General features: G+C 63.3%; 18 protein-coding genes and 1 tRNA gene. 15 read left to right on the forward strand and 4 right to left on the reverse strand.

What is annotated here, in order from left to right:
• On the forward strand, positions 1–2017 hold a 2017-nt coding region (locus tag H7007_RS11715), incomplete at its 5' end, for a L,D-transpeptidase (RefSeq protein ID WP_287155483.1).
• Positions 2018–2138: 121 nt separating this feature from the next.
• Here H7007_RS11715 and H7007_RS11720 read toward each other — a convergent pair.
• Together H7007_RS11720 and H7007_RS11725 are read right to left on the reverse strand one after the other, a co-directional pair.
• Positions 2139–3119 carry a YbgA family protein gene (locus tag H7007_RS11720; protein WP_287155485.1) on the reverse strand — a complete coding sequence of 327 codons (981 nt, stop codon included), beginning with the start codon at positions 3117–3119 and terminating at the stop codon, positions 2139–2141.
• A gap of 527 nt (positions 3120–3646) precedes the next feature.
• A complete protein-coding gene (locus tag H7007_RS11725; protein ID WP_287155486.1) occupies positions 3647–5317 on the reverse strand; it encodes a Na/Pi cotransporter family protein in 1671 nt (556 codons plus the stop codon).
• Positions 5318–5894: 577 nt separating this feature from the next.
• Between H7007_RS11725 and H7007_RS11730 the strand changes: the two genes are divergently transcribed.
• The 8 genes from H7007_RS11730 to H7007_RS11765 all read left to right on the forward strand — a co-directional run bounded on the left by H7007_RS11730 (position 5895) and on the right by H7007_RS11765 (position 13326).
• Positions 5895–6686: an enoyl-CoA hydratase/isomerase family protein gene (locus H7007_RS11730; RefSeq protein WP_287155487.1), complete on the forward strand. Its 792-nt coding sequence runs from the start codon at positions 5895–5897 to the stop codon at positions 6684–6686.
• Between the two features lie 102 nt (positions 6687–6788).
• Positions 6789–7958 carry an acyl-CoA dehydrogenase family protein gene (locus H7007_RS11735; RefSeq protein WP_287155488.1) on the forward strand — a complete coding sequence of 390 codons (1170 nt, stop codon included), beginning with the start codon at positions 6789–6791 and terminating at the stop codon, positions 7956–7958.
• Positions 7959–8149: 191 nt separating this feature from the next.
• Entirely contained in the window at positions 8150–9157 is a 1008-nt protein-coding gene (locus H7007_RS11740) for a 2-hydroxyacyl-CoA dehydratase family protein (protein ID WP_287155489.1), read from the forward strand.
• Positions 9158–9519: 362 nt separating this feature from the next.
• On the forward strand, positions 9520–10317 hold the full coding sequence (locus H7007_RS11745) for an acyl-CoA dehydratase activase (protein WP_287155490.1): 798 nt from the start codon (positions 9520–9522) through the stop codon (positions 10315–10317).
• Complete coding sequence (queD, locus tag H7007_RS11750) at positions 10307–10699, forward strand: 6-carboxytetrahydropterin synthase QueD (RefSeq protein WP_287155491.1); 393 nt, start codon at positions 10307–10309, stop codon at positions 10697–10699. The genes H7007_RS11745 and queD overlap by 11 nt, the downstream gene beginning before the upstream one ends.
• A 121-nt stretch (positions 10700–10820) precedes the next feature.
• Complete coding sequence (gene queC, locus H7007_RS11755) at positions 10821–11567, forward strand: 7-cyano-7-deazaguanine synthase QueC (protein WP_287155493.1); 747 nt, start codon at positions 10821–10823, stop codon at positions 11565–11567.
• A 34-nt stretch (positions 11568–11601) separates the two neighbouring features.
• Positions 11602–12189, forward strand: coding sequence for a DUF366 family protein (locus H7007_RS11760; RefSeq protein ID WP_287155494.1), 588 nt, complete (start codon positions 11602–11604; stop codon positions 12187–12189).
• A gap of 288 nt (positions 12190–12477) precedes the next feature.
• Positions 12478–13326: a 7-carboxy-7-deazaguanine synthase QueE gene (locus H7007_RS11765; protein ID WP_287155495.1), complete on the forward strand. Its 849-nt coding sequence runs from the start codon at positions 12478–12480 to the stop codon at positions 13324–13326.
• A gap of 248 nt (positions 13327–13574) precedes the next feature.
• Here the strand turns inward: H7007_RS11765 and H7007_RS13765 are convergent, their stop codons facing one another.
• Positions 13575–13865 (reverse strand): thioredoxin family protein, encoded by a 291-nt coding sequence (locus H7007_RS13765; RefSeq protein ID WP_287155496.1) that lies wholly within the window; start codon positions 13863–13865, stop codon positions 13575–13577.
• A gap of 757 nt (positions 13866–14622) precedes the next feature.
• Here H7007_RS13765 and H7007_RS11775 point away from each other — a divergent pair.
• The 6 genes from H7007_RS11775 to H7007_RS11800 all read left to right on the forward strand — a co-directional run bounded on the left by H7007_RS11775 (position 14623) and on the right by H7007_RS11800 (position 17967).
• Entirely contained in the window at positions 14623–15264 is a 642-nt protein-coding gene (locus H7007_RS11775) for a DUF3786 domain-containing protein (protein ID WP_287155497.1), read from the forward strand.
• Between the two features lie 242 nt (positions 15265–15506).
• The gene (locus H7007_RS11780) at positions 15507–16007 is read left to right on the forward strand and encodes an HNH endonuclease (protein WP_350340653.1); all 501 of its coding nucleotides are present in this window, start codon (positions 15507–15509) and stop codon (positions 16005–16007) included.
• Positions 16004–17026: an MBL fold metallo-hydrolase gene (locus H7007_RS11785; RefSeq protein ID WP_287155499.1), complete on the forward strand. Its 1023-nt coding sequence runs from the start codon at positions 16004–16006 to the stop codon at positions 17024–17026. Before H7007_RS11780 ends, H7007_RS11785 begins: the two co-directional genes overlap by 4 nt.
• Before the next feature lie 50 nt (positions 17027–17076).
• A tRNA-Arg gene (locus tag H7007_RS11790) sits at positions 17077–17151 on the forward strand.
• Positions 17152–17170: 19 nt separating this feature from the next.
• Complete coding sequence (locus tag H7007_RS11795) at positions 17171–17737, forward strand: tetratricopeptide repeat protein (RefSeq protein ID WP_287155501.1); 567 nt, start codon at positions 17171–17173, stop codon at positions 17735–17737.
• Positions 17734–17967 carry a hypothetical protein gene (locus tag H7007_RS11800; RefSeq protein WP_287155502.1) on the forward strand — a complete coding sequence of 78 codons (234 nt, stop codon included), beginning with the start codon at positions 17734–17736 and terminating at the stop codon, positions 17965–17967. The genes H7007_RS11795 and H7007_RS11800 overlap by 4 nt, the downstream gene beginning before the upstream one ends.
• Positions 17968–18169: 202 nt before the next feature.
• Here H7007_RS11800 and H7007_RS11805 read toward each other — a convergent pair whose 3' ends face one another.
• Positions 18170–18814, reverse strand: a complete 645-nt coding sequence (locus H7007_RS11805) for a hypothetical protein (protein WP_287155503.1) — start codon at positions 18812–18814, stop codon at positions 18170–18172.
• Positions 18815–20233 lie beyond the last annotated feature (1419 nt).

Here is a 20233-nt window from a genome sequence, read left to right on the forward strand (position 1 = left end):
GGTCCTCTTCGCCCTCCAGGCATCCGCCGAGCCCGCACCGGTGGAGCTCTCGCCGGGAGGGAGCCTGCCCCCGCCCCAAGGGGTTTCCGTGCTCCACCGTCCGGAGGACCGGGGTAGGCGCGTGGCCTTGACCTGGAGGCCGGTTGAGGGCGCCTTCGGATACCAGGTCTACCGTGCGGAGTCAGCCGATGGTGAGATGGTCCCGGTGGGCGGCAGGGCAGACGATTCCATGCGTGATTACCCGGTGTTCCTCGACGACAGCGCGGTTCCAGGAAAGACCTATTATTACGCCGTGGCCACAGTGGACGAGGACCTGCGCGAGGGCTCCCCATCGCCGAGGGTTTCCGCCTTTATGGAGCCCGCGGCAGTGGCGGCGGGAGGCCCCAAACGCATGGTCTGTTCACTCAGCGATCAGCGCATCTACTTTTACGAAGGAGATCAGCTGGTTAACGTCGTACGCTGTTCAACTGGTTTGAACAACGCGACTCCCACAGGAAACTTCCGCATAACGGGTCATTACCGCGTGCACGGCGGTCTGGGCGGCGCGGTGTGCGACTACTGGATGTCCTTCACCTCAAGCCACGGCATCCACGCCTGGCCCAGGGGCTCAAGCCGATACGAGGCCGGCCTGGGAGCACCGGCCTCCCATGGCTGCGTGCGCCTGCATCCCCTTGAAGCCTACTGGCCCTATTACTGGGCGCCGGATGGTACCCCTTTGACCATCACTTACGCCTCCCTGGCCCGGAGGGTGGTGACGGGATGTCACGACACGGGCGGGATCGAGGAGCCCTGGAGCGAATGGTACTTCGCCGAGGGTTGTACGGACTTCGGTTTCGACACCTTCCTTTTGCTCTCCAACCCGGGTGACAGTGGAATAACGGCGCGTGCTCACTTTTACCGCGACGACGGGGTCACGGTCACGGAGGAGAGATACCTTCTGCCTCATTCCCGCCTGACCGTCCCCGTGGACCAGCTTCCCGGGCTGGAAGCAGCTTCCTTCGCCATCCACGTGGAGGCGGAAGGACCGGTGGTGGCGGAGCGCGCCATGTATTTCACCATGGGCAACCGCGACGACGGCACGGTGACGGTGGGTACCAAGTCGCTTTCCAGGGAATGGTATTTCGCCGAGGGGTTCACCGCCAACTCGTTCGACACCTTCCTCCTGCTTTCCAATCCCGGAGAGGACGCGACCACGGCGCGGGTGTATTTCTACCTCGAGGGAGGAGGTGAGGCGAGATATGATTTCCTGTTGCCTCCCCATTCCCGGCAAACGGTATCCGTGGACTCCCTCCCCGCCGTAGCCTCCGCTTCCTTCTGTATCCGTGTGGATTCCGATATGCCCATCGTGGCCGAGCGGGCCATGTACTTCAACCTGGGTTACATAGGTGGCGGGCACGTGTCCCTCGGCGCCCCCGAACTATCCAACGATTGGTATTTCGCCGAAGGGTGCACCAGAAACTTCTTCTCTACTTTCCTCCTTCTCGGAAACCCGACGGGCCAGGATACCATCGTGCACGTGGATTACCAGCTGCCGGAGGGCGACCTGCGCTACGACTATCTGCTGAGGGCGGGATCCCGGGTCACCTTGGACGTCGGCTCCCAGGGGGGGCTTTCCGGGCAGGACGTGGCCATAGCCGTGGAATCAGACTACCCCATAGTGGCGGAGCGGGCGGTGTATTATAACCTGGACAGCCACCGAGGCGGTCACGCAGCCATAGGCTTGCGGTCCGGTTCCAATAACTGGTATTTCGCGGAGGGTTACACCGACGGGGCTTTCGATACCTATCTCCTCCTCTCCAACCCCGGGTCCTCGCCGGCTTTCGTGAACGTGGTGTTCCTGCGCGAGGACGGCTCCACCTTCGGTGCCGGCTACATGGTGCAGCCGCGGCGACGGGTCACCGTGCACGTGGACGACCTCCCGGGCATGGAGAGGGCTTCCTTCTCCATGAACGTCCATGCCGACCAGCCGGTGGTGGCCGAGCGCGCCATGTATTTCGTCATGCCCCGGGGATACTGAACCTCCGTAGGGTCGGTCCGGGGAGGGAGGAAGCCTCCGATCCGCTCCCTCAAACCGAAGAGCTCCGGCTCATTCTTATCCTCGTTCGGGCCGTTTCGGCTGACCAGAGAGCCTTTCGTGGTTAGCGGCGATGGGGATCCACCTCCTGACGCGGCTCACCGATCGATGCCAGCTCCTGTGGATAGGGGCGGAAATAGACCTGCGCGGCGAGGCGTCTCTGCCCATACCTCTCTATCCAGGAACTCATGATGCTTACGGGAATGCTGAGAGGGATCCTCTTCTCCTCGTAGTTGCGAAGGGCGTCCAGGAAGCGGCCCCTCTCCCCGGAGGTCAATACATTGGCAAAATATCCCATAGCATGCGTGAGGACCTTGAGGTTTCCGGCGTGGCGGGGAGGCCTGGCCAGAGCCCTGCGCAGGCGCTCTCCGTAAGCGGAGAAGAGTTCTTCGGACGATTCCCGGTGAGGGCTGCGCGCCAGCCGCCGCATCTCCTTCAGCTCCCTCTGGTTGTAGGCCATGAGCAGTAGCTCGTGCCGCTCGTGGAAGTCCGCCAGGGCTTCCGTGGTCCCCTTGTGAGCCGCCTCTCGGAACCGGGCCAGGGTAAAGATTCGCACCAGGAAGTGTTCCCGGATACGGAGATCCTGGAGGCGCGACTCGCTTTCCGCCGGGAACAGCGGGAAGCTCCGCGCCACCTCCGCGCCGAAGAAGCCGGACCCTTTGCCCACGACCCGCTTCTCACCTCTTCCAGGGGGGTATATCTTGACGTCCCCGATCCCGCAGGAGGGCGAGCGGGCCTTGAGGAGGAACCCGTCCACCTCGCGGAGGGAGGCGAGGAACGTGCGGCAGAAAACCTTCATCTCCGCGGTCAGGTCTCTTCCCGTGTCCGGCTGGACCAGCCGCAGCTCGCCGTTCCGGCGTTCCACCAGTATGGGATCACGCGGGACTCCGAGGCCTATCCCCACCTCGGGGCAAACGGTAAGGGGTTCCACGTGATGGGAGAGCGCCTCGACGAAAGGGTCCCAAACGATGCCGCCATCCCAGCGGCAGGCATCAAAGCACAGGCACCTACTGACCACCAGGATCGGTCTCGGCCTGCCGGACATGTCCGAACTTCCTTTTGAAAAGCCCTCCGATCTTCTTCGAACTCCGGGGCGAACAAGGGTCATGGCCGGAGGTAGGCCGATGCCCACGTCCTGTTATCAGTCTATCACCATCCGGCTCCCCGCTAGGCCGCTGCGCGGAACATGCAGGTGTCGCGTCCGGCCGCGAGCTCCTGAGCGGTCAACCTACGTTTTTCGAGTCCACACCTGCGGAAATTGTTTTCCGACCCTTCCGCTCCAGACCCTTCATTCGCGGTTCAGGTCCTCTTCGAGGCCGCACCTGCGGAGTGGGTTTTCCAAACCTTTCGGCCTTTTGCCTTTATTCTGTGATTTCCCTCCGGAGGACACGGTTTTCCGCCTCCAAGGCACTTTTCCCGGATCGAAAGAGAAAGAGGGTTGTGCGGATGGAGGGCCATCGGCTCCCGCTCCGGTTTCCAGTCCTGCGCGGCTCGGACGGCCGCAACGTTCTCGGGCAGGGTAGCAAGGCCCACGGCATGAGGGATTCGCAAGAATTGGAGGCGGGTTCTTCCTCAGAGTTTTTCCAGGGCTCCGGTGGTCACATGGCCGACGTTGTTGGCCAGGTCGCCCACGCGCTCCAGGTTGCTTAGGGTGTCCAGAAAGACCACTCCTGCCGACCCGTCGCACTCGCCGCGGTTGAGGCGCCCCAGATGATTGCGTCGAAAACGACTGGCCATCTCGTCCACCAGGTGTTCGAATGACTGGTAGTGCCGGGCCTCGTCGGAGTTCTCCTTCTCGAAGGCGTCGATGATGCCCTCGTACATGTCGAAGACCGTACTGGAAATCTCCTCCAGCTCCTGCTTGGCCGCCTCGGTGAAGGCCAGCCCATCTTCTGACTTGTTGACGGCCAGATACATGATGTTCTCCGCGTGGTCGCCGATGCGCTCGATGTCGTTGACCGCGTGCATGTAACCCACCAGGCGCTCGGACTGTTCGTCGGCCAGGGGCTCCTGGGAGAGCTTGGATAGGTATTCGATGATGGAGTGGGCCAAGCCGTCCACGATGGATTCCATCTCCAAGAGCTGTTTCTTGCCCCCCCGGTCCATCTTCCTGAGGTAACCCACCGAGGTGCGCAACATGTCCAGGGTGATGCGGCCCATGCGGGTTATCTCCTTGCGCGCCATCTCCAGGGCCAGGGCGGGGTTGTGGAAGATGCGGGGATCCAAGAAGAGGGGATCGCGTTCCACTATGGGTTCCTCGCCTCTCTTCACCTTCTTTACCAGCCAGATGAACTGGTTGACGAAGGGGAGCCAAATCAGGGTCATGGTCATGTTGAAGAAGGTGTGGAACATGGCTATCTGCCGGGCGATGTTGTCCGGCCCGGCGCCGAAGAGCTCGGATATGCGCAGGGTCAGTTTGGGCAGCCAGGGGAGGAAGGGCAGGAAGAGGACGGTTCCCGAAATGTTGAACAGGTAGTGCGCTATGGCCACCCGCTTGGCGGGCATGCTGGCGCCCAGGCTGGCGATGAAGGCGGTGATGCAGGTCCCGATGTTGCACCCCAGGATGATGGGGATGGCGATACGCAGGGGGTCCGCGCCGCGGATGGAGAGGACGCCCGTGGCTCCCATGGCGATGACCATTCCCGTGGTCGCCGAGGAACTCTGCACCAGGCTGGTGATGATGATCCCCAGCAGGAGGCCCAGGAACCAGTTCCCGCCGTAGCGGACCAGCCAGTTCTCGAAGGTCCCGGAGTTACTGAGGGGTGCCAGCCCCCCTTTCATGAGCTCGATTCCCAGGAAGAGGATGCCGAATCCCAGAAGGATCTGCCCGGAATATTTCCACACCCTCTTGTTGCCCGCCAGGTAGAGCAGGAAGCCCAGGCCGATACAGGGAAAGGATAGGGTCTTAACGTTGAAGGCCACGATCTGCCCGGTGACCGTGGTCCCGATGTTGGCCCCGAATATCACCGCCACGGACTGGGAGAACTTCATGAGCCCGGCGTTGACCAGGCCCACCAGCATCACCGTGGTGGCGGAGGAACTCTGGATGAGGGCGGTCACGCCGGTCCCCACCAGGACACCGCGGACGCGGTTGCGGGTCAGGCTCTCCAGCATGCGGCGCAGGCGGTCCCCCGCCGCCAGCTGCAGCCCCTCGCTCATGAGGAACATACCGAAAAGGAAAAGGCCTAAACCTCCAAAGAGGACCAGGATCCCGAACCAGATGGAGGTGGCCTCTAATTTCACTTTTCTTTTCTCCCTGGGTGACCCACCGTTCCGAGCGCGGCTCTCATCCTTCACCCAATGGGCAATTATATTAGCCGTGCATGACGTGAACAAGGGTTTTAGGTGCCCCTCCGAAGAGGGGATATCCGCCGCGGGTAGGGTCATGGGGTCTCCCCACCCGGCGGCATAAAACGGTTAACATCCGTACAATGCGGCCTTGATCGTATCATTAATCAAGCCGGGTCGTTTTCGGTGCGGCTTCAGTGCACAGGACGCGTCACATCACCGGCGACTATCGCGCCGGGGTGCTCCCGGACGGCCGCCGCCATGCCTTTGCCTTCCCCTGGAAATCGGGTTTCCTGCCCGCTTAAGGGGGTTAACCGCCTTTGTTGACGGGGCATAAGGTAGATGTTAATCTGTTTTGGGTTGGAACCGCGTGAAGGGTCGCATGGGCCTATCCCCAGACCTGACACTCCGAGGCAAGGGATTCTCACCCCGGGACGCAGACGCCGGGAGAGCCCGGGATCACAGGAGGAGGTGAGAACCGAACTTCTGTCCGTTCGCAAGGTCTCCTCGCGACAGGAAAGAGAGGTGAAAGATGGCCTACGACTACGACCTGCTCATCGTGGAGGTTAAGGACGGAGTGGCGACGGTGACCCTGAACCGCCCCCCGCTCAATCCCCTGAACGCGGACCTCTTCATGCAGATCGGGAAGTGCGCGGAGGAGCTCACCCTAGACGACCAGGTCAGGGCGGTAGTCATCACCGGGGGAGAGAAGAACTTCGCTGCCGGGGCGGACATCAAGGAGATGGTGGAGCAGGGGGCGGTGGAGATCGCCAAGTTCATCGGCGTCGCTCAGGAGAGCTTCACCAAGGTGGAAGATATTCCCAAACCGGTCATCGCCGCCATCAACGGCTTCGCCCTGGGCGGGGGTTGCGAACTGGCCATCGCCTGCGATTTCCGCTTCGCCCACGAGAACGCCAAGATAGGGCAGCCGGAGATCCTTTTGGGCATCATCCCCGGCGCGGGCGGGACGCAGAGGCTGCCCCGCCTCATCGGGCCGGCGAAGGCCAAGGAGATGATCTACAGCGGGCGCTTCTACAGCGCCCAGGAGTGCCTGGAGATGGGGCTGGTCCAGAAGGTGGTCACCGGGGAGGAGTCGGTCATCGAGTACGCCCAGAAGGTGGCCGCCAAATACGCCGCAGGACCGGCAGTGGCCCTGGCCATGGCCAAGCGGGCCATCAACAAGGGGATGGAATGCTCCATCGAGGAGGGGCTGATCATCGAGGCCCAGGGGATAGCCCTATGCTTCGCCTCCGAGGACCAGAAGATAGGCATGCGGACCTTCCTGGCGGAGGGGCCGGGCAAGGCCAAGTTCGTAGGCAGGTAGGGCCGCGTGCTTTGACCATATAGTAGGCCCGGACGGAAAGGCCGGAAGGATAGGAAGCGGTAACGTACGCCGAGGAGTTCGAAGAGCCAAGGAGGTAGGTGAATGATCGATTTCGAACCCACCGAAGAACAGAAAGCAGCAGTGAAGATGGCCCACGAGTTCGCGCTCAACGAGATGCGGCCCATCGCTCTGGAGTGCGACAAGGAAGGCAAGATCCCCGACGAGCTGATCAAGAAAGCGGCGGCCGCCGGGCTCACGGCCATGGCCATCCCCGAGGAATACGGCGGAGGCGGCCTGGACCAGGTGACCGCGGCCATGGTCAGCGAGGAGCTCTTCTGGGGTTGTGCGGGAATCGCCACCACCCTGGGAGCCAACAGCCTGGCCACCACCCCCATGCTCATCGCCGCCAGCGATGAGCTGAAGAAGAGGTACTTTCCCCGCCTGACCGATCCCGAGAACCCCAAGTTCGCTGCCTTCTGCCTCACCGAGCCGGGGGCTGGGTCCGACGCGGCCTCCATCTCCACCACCATCCGGGAGGAAGGCGACTACTACGTGGTGAACGGCCAGAAGTGCTTCATCACCAACGGGGGCATCGCCGACTTCTACAGCGTCTTCTGCACTTTCGACAAGGAGAAGAAGTACGGCGGCATCGCGGCCATCGTCGTCGAGCGGGAGTACGAGGGGGTCTCCATCGGCAAGAAGGAGGACAAGATGGGGATCCGGGCCTCCAACACCACGGAGGTCATCTTCGACAACGTCAGGGTGCCCAAGGAGAACCTCTTCGTGCCCATGGGCCAGGGCTTCTACAACGTGATGATCACCCTGGACATGACCCGCGCCAGCGTGGCCTCCGGCGCGGTGGGCATCGCCCGCGCCGCCTTCGAGGAGGCCCTCAAGTACGCCAAGGAGAGGGTGCAGTTCGGGCGGCCCATCATCGCCCAGCAGGCCATCAGCTTCATGCTCGCGGACATGGCCATGCAGATCGAGGCGGGGCGCCGGCTCTACCTCCTGGCCGCCTGGAAAGCCTCCAAAGGATTGCCGTGCTCCCTGGAGTCCTCCTACGCCAAGGCCTTCTGCGGGGACATGGCCATGCGGGTGACCACCGACGCGGTGCAGATCCACGGCGGGTACGGCTACATGAAGGAGTACCTGGTGGAGAAGCTCATGCGCGACGCCAAGATCATGCAGATCTACGAGGGCACCAACCAGATCCAGAGGGTGGTCATCGGCGCCAACCTGATGGGTGTGACCGACGCTTATCCTTGGGGTTAATCCGGAGGCCGGTTGGTCCCAGGAGGGGATGGATTAAAGGGGGCGCCTGGGGGCGCCCCCTTCCGTTTTCGGTATCCGTCATTCGGCGAGGTCGGCCCGAGTTCTCTCAAGCTGTCTCTTAGGTCCTCCAGCCTTCACCAACTCACGTGTCCGGGCCCGGCCGGTGGCGCGGATGCTATCATGGTCTGGAGATGAAGATCGCCATTACCACCACCGTGCCCGTCGAGGTCATCTATGCCGCCGGACATGTCCCGGTGGACCTGAACAACGTCTTCGTCTCCCATCCGGAGAGGGAGAGGCTCGTCGAGGAGGCGGAGCTTGCCGGCTTCCCCCGTTCCTTCTGTGCCTGGGTAAAGGGCATCTACGGCGCGGCAAGGGAGATGAAAGACCTGGGAGCCCTGGTGGCGGTCACCCAGGGAGACTGCTCCAACACCCACGGCCTCATGGAGACCTTGCAGTCGGAAGGTATGGAGGTTATCCCCTTCGCCTATCCCTACGAAAGGGATTACGGTTTGCTCCGAGCCCAGATGGAGGCCTTCATGCGACGCCTGGGAGTGGGGTGGAGCGAGGTGGAGGGAGCCTTGAGGCGCCTGGACCGAGTGCGACGGAGGGCGCATCGCCTGGACGAGCTCACTTGGAAGGAAGGCTTAGTCACAGGCATGGAGAACCACCTGGTGCTGGTGAGCTGCAGCGACATGGAGGGGGACCCTGAGGCCTTCGCCCGGAAACTCGACGGCCTCCTGGTCCGCGCCGCGGAAAGGGCCAAGGACCGCCACTTTCCCCGCGCCAGGGATATGGTTCGTCTGGGTTACCTGGGCGTGCCTCCCATGGCTCCCGAGCTCTACGACTACCTGGAGGCACTGGGCGCGAGGGTGGTCTATAACGAGGTGCAGCGCCAGTTCAGCCTTCCCTTCCGCACCGCGGACCTGGTGGAGAAATACCGCCGGTACAGCTACCCGTATTCCATATTCTACCGCCTGAGGGATATCCGGAGGGAGACGAGGCGGAGGGGCCTGGACGGGCTCATCCATTACGTGCAGAGCTTCTGTTTCCGGCAGGTGGAGGACATAATCCTCCGCCGGTCCCTCTCCCTCCCCCTGCTCACCCTGGAGATGGACCGCTCCTCCCGCTTGGACGCCAGGACCAGGATGCGCCTGGAGAACTTCGTGGCCATGCTGCGGCGGAGGAAGTGCCCGTGAGGGTGGCGGGTAAAACCCTTTACGATGCGCGGTTCGGCTTCGCACGGTTTAAGTGAGATAGCCGCGCCCGTGGCCCGGGCATGCAACTCCGCGGGCGGGCCTTCCGGAGTGGATGTCGGCCGCCCGGCGCGACGATGGCTCGGTGGAATAATTGGAGGCAGGGGCCGGCTCCCGGGTGGCGAATCCCCTGAGGAGACTCCCCTGTGGGGATAGGGACACGACGCCCTGGGATAAAAGGGGGAGTACCGGGATGTCTATCGAAGAAACCCCTGCGCTTATGAGGTTTTAGGGGAGAGGTGGAGTAACATAAGTGACGTGGAACGGGTACGGAGGAGATTCGCCTGAAGGGAGAAGGTCAAGGCGTGCGAAAAAGCAGGGAACGCATGAATTTACGTTGCGGCGTGGATCTGGGAAGCCGGTTCGTGAAGATAGCCCTCGAGGAGGGCGGGAGCCGTCGCTACCTCGGCCCCTTCGACACGGCCGAGTTCTACCGCAAGCACATAGAGCCCGGGGAAGGGGGCGGGACGCTTCGTGGCAGGAGCCTCGGCCTGGTGGAAGGGGTGCGCGTGGCCGCCACCGGATACGGCAGGGTCCGGCTGGGGGGCGGAGCGGTCGTCTTTCCCGAGCTGGAGGCCATAGCCGCCGGGGTGTCGGCGCTCACGGGAATAGAGGATGCCGTGGTCCTCGACGTCGGAGGGCAGGACTCCAAGGCCCTTCTGGTAAGGGACGGAAGGCTTGCCGATTTCGAGGCCAACGACCGCTGTGCTGCCTCGGCGGGGAAGTTCCTGGAGAACATGTCCAGGGTCCTGGGAATGGACTGGGAGGAATTGGGAAATTACTGGGAGGACCCGGTGGAGCTCTCCTCGACCTGCGCGGTGTACGGGGAGACGGAGCTGGTGGGCCTCCTGGGTGAGGGATGGCCGGTGGAGAGGCTGGCGGCAGGGGTGAACCGCGCCATCCTCGGGCGCCTCCTCCCCCTCCTGTCCCGTTTTCCCAGAGGAACCCTGGTCCTCACCGGGGGAGTGGCGCGCAGTCGGGCCCTGAGGGTCCTGCTGGCCGAACGGCTGGGCGTGGAGCCCGTGGTCCCCGAGCCGCCCGACTTCGTAGCCGCCGTGGGCTGTTGTCGGTTGCTCCTGAAGGAGGAAAATAATGGCAGATGAATTCGAGGTCGTCGCGGGCGTCCATTTCGACGCCGCCCACCGCCTCCCCGGTTATCCCGGTCCCTGTTCCAGGCTGCACGGGCACCGCTGGAGGGTGGAGGCGGCGGTCGCCGGAGGGGAGCCGGACGAGGGGGGGATAGTGGTCGATTTCCTGGTCCTCAAGCGCATCCTGGGCGAGGTCGTGGCCGGTTTCGACCACCGCTGCCTGAACGAGGTGGAGCCCTTCACGCGCCTCATCCCCACCTCGGAGAACCTGGCCCGCCATATCTTCAGGGAGTTCTCCGCCCGGGTGGGCTCGGAGGTGGGAAGGGGAATCCGCGTCGTATGGGTGGCCGTTTCCGAATCCCCGGACACCCGCGTGGTCTACAGGGAAAGGGATTGACCCTGGCTTTCGACACCGGGGAGAGGATGTCCGGGCGCCTCTGGCGAGCGCTGTCCGCCCGGGTGTCGGGGGTCCTCCAAGGGGATGGAATGGAGCTGCTCTGGACCCGAAGGGGAATTGGATGAAGGGGCACAAAGGGGGCTTCCTTTTGGGAGACGGTGGAGAAGCCGCCGCGAGGGGAAAGGGAAACCTGGTCCTCCTCTCCGGAGGCCTGGATTCGGCGGTCAACCTCCTCCTGGCCTTGAGGAGGGGCGGCGTTGCCCTGGCCCTCACCGTGGATTACGGACAGAGGGCGGCCCGAAAGGAGAGGGAGAGAGCCGCCGCCCTCTGCGCGATGCACGACGTGAGGCATGAGGTGATCGAGGCGCGCTGGGTGGCACGGTTCTCCGGGGACGCGTTGACCGGCTCGGACAGGCAACTGCCGCGGCCGGGGAGGCGGGACCTCGAGAACCCCGCATGGAGGAGGGAAGCGGCGCGGGCGGTATGGGTGCCCAACCGCAACGGGCTGCTGGTGCACATGGGAGCATGCCTGGCCGAGGCCCTGGGTATACCTTTCCTGGTCATGGGGCTGAACGCCGAGGAAGGAGCGGCCTTTCCCGACAACTCTCCCGCTTTCGTGAGGGAGATGAACCGCGCCCTCGGGTATTCCACCCGTAGTCGTGTTCGCCTGAGGAGTTTCACCCTGCACTGGAACAAGGAGGAGATCATGCGCGCCGCCCTGCGGCTCGGGTTGCCGCTTGAGCTTACCTGGCCGTGCTATAATGGGGGCGATCTGTGGTGCGGCAAATGCGAATCCTGCCTGCGTTTCCGGGCCGCGGCGGAGGCCTTGGGCGAGTCCCGGCGGTTGAGAGGTCTTTTTTCGTCATGATGTCATGTGGATTCCATTCGGGCAGAGGTGATCCATGAAGGGCAAGTACATCAAGGGGAGGAGCATCACCTACGACGGCTCGCAACTGCACTCGCTCTACGCTTTCACCGAACACGACGTGCAGGGCGATTCCGTGGTCGCCTTCCGCGGTCCCTGCCGTGTGCAGGCGGAGGGCCTCGTGGACATGGAGGACCGCAAGAAAGGGGCGGAGATATACAGCGAGGACATGGTGCACTTCATAGTTGAGCTGTTCGATTCCGACCTTCCCCGCACCCTGGCTCTCCAGAGGCTTTTCCTTTGCGTCGTCAAGGACGTCATCGAGGAGCTCAAACCGGAGCTCTTCATCAGCAGGCGCGGTGACGACCTCTATATCGAGGTGGAGGTGGACGAAGGCCAGGAGGAGAGCCGCAAGCTCACCGTGTCCGTGGCCACCGCCAGCCCGGTTTCCAACCTTATACACATCGGCATCAACGTCTCCAGCCGCAACACGCCGGTTCCCACCCTGGGGCTGGACGACCTGGAGATCCCGGTGGACGACTTCATCCTCAAGGTGCTGCAGGGCTTCATCAACGAGATGAAGGGCATGGAGTCCGCCCGCTGCAAGGTTCGCGGCGTGGGCTGAAGGCGTCGATCCTCTCTGTCGCATAACGGTACATCCGTCGCGGGTCCGCGTTTTTCCAGTCCCCTCTGCACGCACCGTGGAGGCCATGGGGGAGGATCGGGCTCGCCGGAAGCGGGAGGGTGGCTGCGGCGGCCGGCAGACGAGGAGGGAGGATGGTGGCGGGTTTCCCGGGACCGTGGATGACGGGGCGTCCAGTGCGGCGGGGGAGCGAGCGGAAGGCCTTCTTTTCCTTTATCGATTACGGCCGAAACGGTGCTGACGGCCGGTCGAGCCGGAAGGGGCGGTGCCTTGTTGAGGCTGGTGGAGATATTTCCCTCCTTTCAGGGTGAGGGCCTGCTGGTGGGCGTCCCCCAGGTCTTTCTGCGCCTCGTGGGATGCAACCTGGAATGCTCCTATTGCGACACCCCGGAGGCCAGGGCGGAGCCGGAGTCGTGCCGGGTCTGGGGCTGGGAGGGGGATATGGAAAGTGTTGCCAATCCACTCCCGGACGCAGAGGTGTTGAGGAGGATCGAGGCCTCGTGGGGCCCGATGATGCATTCCGTGAGCCTCACCGGGGGGGAGCCCCTCCTGCAGGCGGAGGCCCTTGCCGGCGTCTTGCCCCGGTTTAAGGAGCGCGGGATGTCCATATATCTGGAGACCAACGGGACCCTTCCCGGTGAGCTGCGAAAGGTCCTGGAATGGGTGGATTGGATAGCCATGGACCTCAAGCTCCCCAGCGCCCTGGGAGGAAGGGACCTTCTGGAGGCGCAGCTGGAGTTCCTGAGGGTGGCCGTCGCGCGCCGGGTGTTCCTCAAGCTGGTGGCGGAGGAGAGGACTCCGCTGGAGGAGGTGACGGGTTTCTGCCGGCGCATCACGCGAGAGATACCGGGCGCCGGGGAGATACCCTTCGTCCTGCAGCCGGTGAGCGTCCGGCTCTCTCCCCTCGAGGGGCCCGAAAAGGAGGTGGCGACAGGCGTTCCCCGGATGCCCGGAGGCGCATCGCCGGCACCGGGCATATCCCCACCCGCCTCCGCCGGGCATAGTTGGCGGGTAGGGTTGACCGCGAGGAGGGCGGCGGAGCTGGCGGAGGCCGTGGCCGCTCATTTCCGGGAGGTGAGGGTCATCCCCCAGCTCCACCGCGCCTGGGGCATAAAGTAAAGCTGTATTGGACACACTTCGCTGCCGCTTACCGTCACTCGCACCTCTTCCGTCGGCACCGCCTCCCGGACACCGGAGCGGGACGTGCCGCCCCTCTGTGGAAAGGTCTTTCTTCCCCTCCTGAGATGCACCGGTGGTTCCCTCCGTGATCCGAGAGGAGCCAAGGGTTATGCGGGTTTCCACGATCCGCGCACGTGGGGGGCGGGTTTGCGGATTTTCCGGGAGCCGGACGCGGTGGGGTTACCTCCTTACCGGCTCTGTCCGCCGCACCCGCGTTTGCCCCTCGTCCACCAGCGGTCTATTTTCGGCGGGCCAAGAAGGCTCTCCAGTTCCGCTCGCAGGGGCGCCCGCCCTTCGACGACCATCACCCCGTCGACCTCCAGGGCCGGAATCCCGTTCGCTCCAGCCTCGGCCAGGCGGCCGGGTTCCGTGACCAGTTCCAGTTCCGCCTGCAGCCCCTTCTCCGCCAGGAAGCTCATGACCTGGTCGTATATCTCCTGCGTGCAGGCGCAATGCGTCCCGTAGATGGTTATCTTCACCGGTCCCTCCTCACAACGTCTTCTACGGTCCCGCCTGAGCTCCCCACGTCGGGTCTCCGGCTGGGGCCTGACCTTCCAGGCCGCTTCCTGGAAAAGGGTTTCCAAAGACAGGATAGCACGCGTGGATGGAGGGGAGGACCGGAGAGAATCCTTCCTATGGACGCGCCGTCTTCCAGATAAAGCGGGACGCCGGAACATGGCATGCGTCCCTTAAATTCCCGACTTTTGGCGTTCCGCCCGTGAAGGAAGCTCGCCGTATCAGGTGGGGAGGGCGGCGCGCCTTTAAATGCCCATGTTCGCAAAAAGAAAGGTGGGTTTGAGGCGAACCTCCAGAAGAAAGATAGAGGCCTCTGGTGCTGCATCTTTTTGGAGGGCACTTTTCAGGTTGAAAGAAGTCGATAAACCACCCCGTCATCCCGGCAAGAGAGGCAAGAACGAAAGGAAGAAAGGGGTGATTTCTCCGATTCTTGGAAGAAGACGACCAGGGAAAAACCTCTCTCACCGCAAAGGACGGCAGGAACGGGGAGAAAAATTTTTCCTGCCGCATGGCCAAAAGGGAACGATTTGATATATCTTCAAGGAAAGGGCGCGCGGAGGCCTTTTCCTCCGGCGGGCAGGGAGACGATGCGGGGCTTCTCGCCCCCTATCCCATCACGGGAAGATGTCGAAGCGGGAGGCGCGGGGACTGGCGGAAATAGGGGGACGGGACGCCGCGCGAGGAGCCATCGGGAAAGCACGGACCTTTTCGAGGTGACAAATGGCCCTGGAACACACGCCGCAAGAGTTGGGAGAGGCACGGGAGGCCGCTGTCCGCAGGTTCCGGTCGTTGGACCCCTCCTGGATGGCCGCCCGCTCGGGCACCTTCTATTCCTACCCGGGACGGCGTTTCGTCGTCCCCTTCTTCGGCGAGAGGTACACGGTATCCTACCCCGAGGGAGTGGTCAGCCGCGAGGACGGCAGCGCCTCCGGGGCCCGGGAGGCCCTCATCCTCCTCCACTACCTGGTCCAGGCGGACGGGTCCCGGGTGCGCGGCCAGTGGGTGGCCTACCGGGACCTTCCCGGGGCCCGCTATCACGAGCCGGCCTTCGCCGCCGAGGTGGAGAGGCCCCTTTCGCTCGGGCTGGCCGGCCGCCTGGAGGCTCTGAGGAGGTGGGCTTCCGCGACCGCCCGCCCTGTGGACCTTCCCGGTGACGTGGCGGCCGTCTGGGATGTCCTCCCCCGCGTGCCCCTGCTTTTGGTCTTCAACGAGGCTGACGAAGAGTTCCCCGCTTCGGCGCGGGTCTTCTTCGACGCCACGGCGCCAAGTTATCTTCCCACCGAGGACCTTTCCGTCCTGGCGGAACTCGCCGCCCTGCGGTTGCTAGAGAGCGTGGGCGCCCTGGGCGGAGGGAAGGGTTAGGGAAGCGGAGGGGATTGAGCCGCCGCCCCCGGAATATCCCGGCACTCGCGACGAGAGACGCATTTCTCCTCGATTGCATCTCGCGGACTCGAACGGCTCGGCCGTGGTTCCGGCTGTTCAAGGTCAGGGACATCGGGTATCATTAAGGGCAAGTTATCGTTTTTGGGGAGCGCGCGAAGGAGGTCGGTAGCACACGGCAAGCGGCAAAACCTGGTTTGGTGTGTGCGGCGGCAATGGACGGGATGACGCGTGTACTGGTTCTCAACGCATCCTATCAACCCCTGAACCTTGTGAACCTCAGGAGGGCTGTGGTCCTGGTCCTCAAGAAGAAGGCGGAGATCATCGAGGAGGGGGAGGGGTATCTGCGTTCCGAGAAACTGAACATGCCCTTCCCCACGGTCATCCGGCTGGCCTATTACGTGCGCGTTCCCTACCGCTCGGTGGCCTTGAGCCGCCGCGCCGTCTTCGCCCGGGACAACCATACCTGCCAGTACTGCGGGGGTAGGGCGGAGAGCATCGACCACGTCGTCCCGCGCAGCCGGGGAGGGGAGCACACCTGGGAGAACGTGGTAGCCGCCTGCCGGAGGTGCAACGCCCGCAAGATGAACCGCCTCCCCGCCGAGGCGGGCTTGAAGCTGCTGCGCAAACCCTTCCAGCCCCACGACCACATCTGGTTCCTGGCTCTGGCGGGGGACATCCACCCCAGCTGGGAACCCTATCTGGACACGGCGATGGTGGGATGATCCCCTCGGACTTCGATTACTCCGGGCTGGTGAGGCCCATAAGGGAGGACATAATCCATATCGACATCCCCATACCCCATGTCCTGCGCAACGTGAACCTCTACCTCTTCCTGGGGAGGGAGCCGGCCCTCATCGACGCGGGCCCCTTTCACCCCTTCCTGGCCGAGGTGGTGGAGGGGGCCCTTCGCTACGCGGGGTCAAGCCGCCTCTCCTATCTTTACCTGACCCATTCGCACATCGATCACTTCGGGTCGGCGGACAGGATAAGGCGCTCCACGGGAGCGGTGGTGGCGGCGCACCGGTATGAGGCTCCGCGCATAGAGCGGGTCCGCAGCCGTTTGCGGCGGGAATACCGATGCTATGCCGACCTGAGCGCCGCGCTGGGCTTTCCCAAAGAGGTCTCGGATTCCGTCTTCTCCATCGCCCATCGGTGGATAGAGCTCTCCGAGCCGTGCCCTCTGGGGCTGAAGCTGGAGGGAGGGGAGAGGGTCCCGGCTGGAGATCGCCTCCTCGAGGTGGTGCATACCCCGGGGCATACCGCCGGCCACCTCTGCTTTTACGAGCCCGAGGAGGGTATCCTCTTCTCGGGAGACCATCTCATGCGTTCCATCACTCCCAACCCGGAGCTCTACTGCCCACCGCGGCAAGGCCGCCTCACGGGGCTCCCCCAGTTCATATCCTCCCTGGAACGCCTCAAGGACATGCGGGTGGAGACCGCCTACCCCGGGCACGGACGGCCAATAAGCAACGTGAGGAGGAGGATTGACTTCAACATCCTCCACCACCGGAAGAGGCTGGAGAAGACGGAAGAAGCGGTGATGGAGGGCTGGCGTACGGTGTGGGAGGTAGCCCTGCGGCTCTTTCCCCAAGTGAGGGACAAACCGCCCGACGTGGACCACTTCCTGGCCCTGAAGGAGGCTTTGGGGCACCTGCTCATCCTGGAGGAAGGAGGGCGGGTGAGGCGCCGGGAGGAAGATGGGGTGTGGCGATTCGAGCCCGCCACCGCCCGGCCGAATTGAAACGGCGGGCGGGGATTGATAATATTTTGATGGCGTTCTGAGAAGACGGTGCCCTTGTAGCTCAGCGGATAGAGCAGTGGCCTCCGGAGCCACGTGCGGGAGTTCGAATCTCCCCAAGGGCACCATTTTTTGCGGGGGAAGGTCGTGGCCGGAACTACACGGTGCTTCAACTGCAGCAAGGAGATCCCCGCCGGGGTGGAAAGGTGCCCCGTCTGCGGATTCGCCCTCTCCGGAGGGCGCATAGAGGCCATAAAGGAGGCCACGGAGCTCAACTCCCGGGCCCAGCTGCACGACTCGCGCGGCGAATATGTGGAATCCATCCCCCTGTACCGTCGCGCCGTCGAACTCTATCCCGAGTTCGTGGTGGGATGGTACAACCTCGGGGTGGCCCTCGGAAAAGCGGGACGCCACGACGAGGCCGTGGAGCCTCTGAGCCGGGCCATCGCCCTCAAACCCGATTTCGCCGCCGCCTATACGGCCCGCGGCGATGTGCGGGCTTCGGTAGGAGATCACTCCTCGGCTGTGGAAGACTATTCCATGGCTATCGAGCTCTACCCGGATTACGCGCAGGCCTATTATAAGAGGGCCCTGGCCTGGATGGAAATGGGGAGGACCCGGGAGGCGGTGCAGGATCTCGAGGACTACCTTTTCTACAGGCCTCACGACAAGAGGGCGCGCCGGCGACTGGAGAGTCTGAAAGGTGGTGAATGAAGGCCGTGCAGGACGAGAATGTCTTTATCCCTCTGCTGAGCTCCCGCGGTGGAGGCGAGCTCATGGTCTGGACCAGGGGCGGGCATTATTTCCGGGGGAACCTGGAGAAGGTGGAGGAGGGCGGAATCCTGGTGCTCAAGGACGTCAGCTGCACCCTGGCCGGCGAGAGGCATGAAAGGGAGTTCGTGTACCTCTCCCTCGGCGCCGTGGATGCCATCTCCTGGGAGTGACGCCTCTCGTGATCGGCCTTCTCTCTGACCGGCGGGACGCCCTTACTTCCCTGAAGGACGCTCAACGCCTTCTCTTGAGAGGCGATGCGGGCTCGCGAAACGGTGTTCCGTCGCGGCGGGATTCATCACCCTTGCATCAGAGCGGGCCGGCGCACTGCGGGGCAATCATGGATCCGGAGCCGCCGCATGACCCCGCACGACGTCACCCCAGCCGCTTTTTTAGCTGCACGTAGTTCAGCTGGAGATTGGCCAGGGTGCCGCGAAAGGGCTTAAGGCTCTCCTCCGGTATCTTCCCCTCCGCGCCCTTTATCATGGCCTCCAGCAGGTCTATGGCCAGCAGGGCCTGAGAGAGGTCCCGGTATTTCAGGTTGACGCTCTCCGGCAGTCCCATCTTCAGGTAACCCAGGCTGGCGAACTGGTTCATAACCGTGAGGGTCACCTCCTCCACGGTGACCCTTTCCAGGCTTTCCTCCACCAGACGGCGGAACTCCTCCTCGCTCACCTTCTCCCTTTTCGCTTCACCGCTTCGGGAGGCCGCACCGCTCTCCTCGCCCACTTTCTCCTCGGAATGGGTCTCGCGCCCCTCCGGAGTCTCGGTCGCCGTCTCTCCTCCCCGCGAGGAGGAAGCAGCTTTTCTCGTCCTCCGCTCGGTTCCCCCGCCGGCGGAGCCGCCATCCTTCGTTGTGGCCCGGCCTTTCTTTCCGGCCTGCCCTGCGGACTCGCCGGGGTTCTCCGCTTCCTCCCTCCCGGGGTCGGAGGAGAAAACGGCGTCCTTTTCCTCTCCTGGAGTGCCGGCGCTCTCGGAGGCGATACCTTTATCCCTTATCTCATCCCTCTCCTCGGCCATGAACACCACGCTCCCTTCGAGGATATTATAATAACCACGACATGGGGCATCACCACGCTGAACACCGAGCAACCAAGACAGGGGGCATCACCACGCGGAACAGCGGCTCTCCAGGCGTCATCCCCCGAATAGGCCGGGAAAGTTCTGCCTCGAGCTCCGGTAGGGGAAGATCGGATCTCCTGGTGGCGCATCGCCCGCGAGCCACCGCCCTCCTGAGTATCTGCCCGGTGACCCGGTCCGGCCGGGATCCTTGCGGACCCGGGTAGGGTAGATCGGATTACTAAATCGGTATCACCTTGGGCTGGTTGCACATAAGGCTCCGACGGGCGGACCATCAAGGTGGGCGGTCCGGGATGAAGCCCGGGAATCCGATAATTCTTCGGGGTGTCATTTACAGGAGCCGCTTCCCCGGACGTCGACCAGGCGAAACCGTGGAGTGGATGATCGCCGTTATGAACCCAGAAAATTTGGCCATCCTTTAAGTCAGGTCACCCTTTAAGGCATAGTATTGCAGGAGCCGCTTCCTCGGAGGTCGACCGGGCGAAACAGCCGGATGGGCACCGGCGGTCAGATCCATGGAAATTAAATAGAATCCTGTAAGACATTGCCCTGGGAAACAGTTCCACCCCGCGGAGACGATCGGATCTTGCGGGTTCTTCCTGGAGGTCGAGTCCCTGTCGCCTGCAGGATGCTCAAGGTGTCAACCGGTTAAATATCGGTCCACTTCCCTTCATCCACGATGTTGCCGCCTCGAGTGGGAGTATGTTGAAAAGTCGCGGAAACTCGGCTGGTTCCAGAGGAATAGCCACGGAAAGTAGAACAAGGGGAAAAGGAGATGAGAGGAGGAGAGAGGGGATAGGAAAAAGGAGGAGCGAGGAAAGCGGGACATGGGGAAGGATGCAGGGAGGTAGGAGAGGCGCCTCAATGCTGCCTTTGGCGGCCGAGGATGGCCTTAAAGGCCATAAAGGTGAATTAGCCGATATCCGGGATATAGAGCAAAGTTTTCCGGTATGCCGACCCCTCGCATATGCGGCAAGAAGAGGAGGGGGTTTCCGGACACTCTCCTCCTCTTTTTTTCGTGAGGCGTGGCGGCTCCGATGCAAAAAGAGGGTCAGGGGATGAGCCCTTTGCGGGGCTTTCGGAGGTTAGCCATCCGATTGCTGTTCCCTATTCTCCTGCTTCTGGCGGCGGCGGGAGTGGCTTTCGCCGCCGGCGGCGAGGGCCAGGCCTCCAAGGATTCGGGGTCGGCAGTCCCCGGGGCAAGCGGGGAAAAGTACTTGCCGGGCCAGGTGCTGGTGGAGTTCCGCGAGGGAGCCGGGGCAGGAACTGGGCGGGCATCTCCAATTTCTACTACAACAACCCCTGGCACCTGGGACTTGACGGGGACAGCCAGATCTACGCACAGCCCATAACGGGGAG

Origin of the sequence: Candidatus Solincola tengchongensis (genome assembly GCF_015711935.1) — a bacterium.
Lineage (GTDB): Bacteria > Actinomycetota > Geothermincolia > Geothermincolales > RBG-13-55-18 > Solincola_A > Solincola_A tengchongensis.

What these genes read in the sequence shown, in the direction of transcription:
- H7007_RS11720 (WP_287155485.1), bottom strand. Translation starts at nt 3,119, where the DNA reads ATGTCCGGCAGGCCGAGACCGATCCTGGTGGTCAGTAGGTGCCTGTGC.
- H7007_RS11730 (WP_287155487.1), top strand. Translation starts at nt 5,895, where the DNA reads ATGGCCTACGACTACGACCTGCTCATCGTGGAGGTTAAGGACGGAGTG.
- H7007_RS11735 (WP_287155488.1), top strand. Translation starts at nt 6,789, where the DNA reads ATGATCGATTTCGAACCCACCGAAGAACAGAAAGCAGCAGTGAAGATG.
- H7007_RS11740 (WP_287155489.1), top strand. Translation starts at nt 8,150, where the DNA reads ATGAAGATCGCCATTACCACCACCGTGCCCGTCGAGGTCATCTATGCC.
- queD (WP_287155491.1), top strand. Translation starts at nt 10,307, where the DNA reads ATGGCAGATGAATTCGAGGTCGTCGCGGGCGTCCATTTCGACGCCGCC.
- queC (WP_287155493.1), top strand. Translation starts at nt 10,821, where the DNA reads ATGAAGGGGCACAAAGGGGGCTTCCTTTTGGGAGACGGTGGAGAAGCC.
- H7007_RS11760 (WP_287155494.1), top strand. Translation starts at nt 11,602, where the DNA reads ATGAAGGGCAAGTACATCAAGGGGAGGAGCATCACCTACGACGGCTCG.
- H7007_RS11775 (WP_287155497.1), top strand. Translation starts at nt 14,623, where the DNA reads ATGGCCCTGGAACACACGCCGCAAGAGTTGGGAGAGGCACGGGAGGCC.
- H7007_RS11780 (WP_350340653.1), top strand. Translation starts at nt 15,507, where the DNA reads ATGACGCGTGTACTGGTTCTCAACGCATCCTATCAACCCCTGAACCTT.
- H7007_RS11785 (WP_287155499.1), top strand. Translation starts at nt 16,004, where the DNA reads ATGATCCCCTCGGACTTCGATTACTCCGGGCTGGTGAGGCCCATAAGG.
- H7007_RS11800 (WP_287155502.1), top strand. Translation starts at nt 17,734, where the DNA reads ATGAAGGCCGTGCAGGACGAGAATGTCTTTATCCCTCTGCTGAGCTCC.
- H7007_RS11805 (WP_287155503.1), bottom strand. Translation starts at nt 18,814, where the DNA reads ATGGCCGAGGAGAGGGATGAGATAAGGGATAAAGGTATCGCCTCCGAG.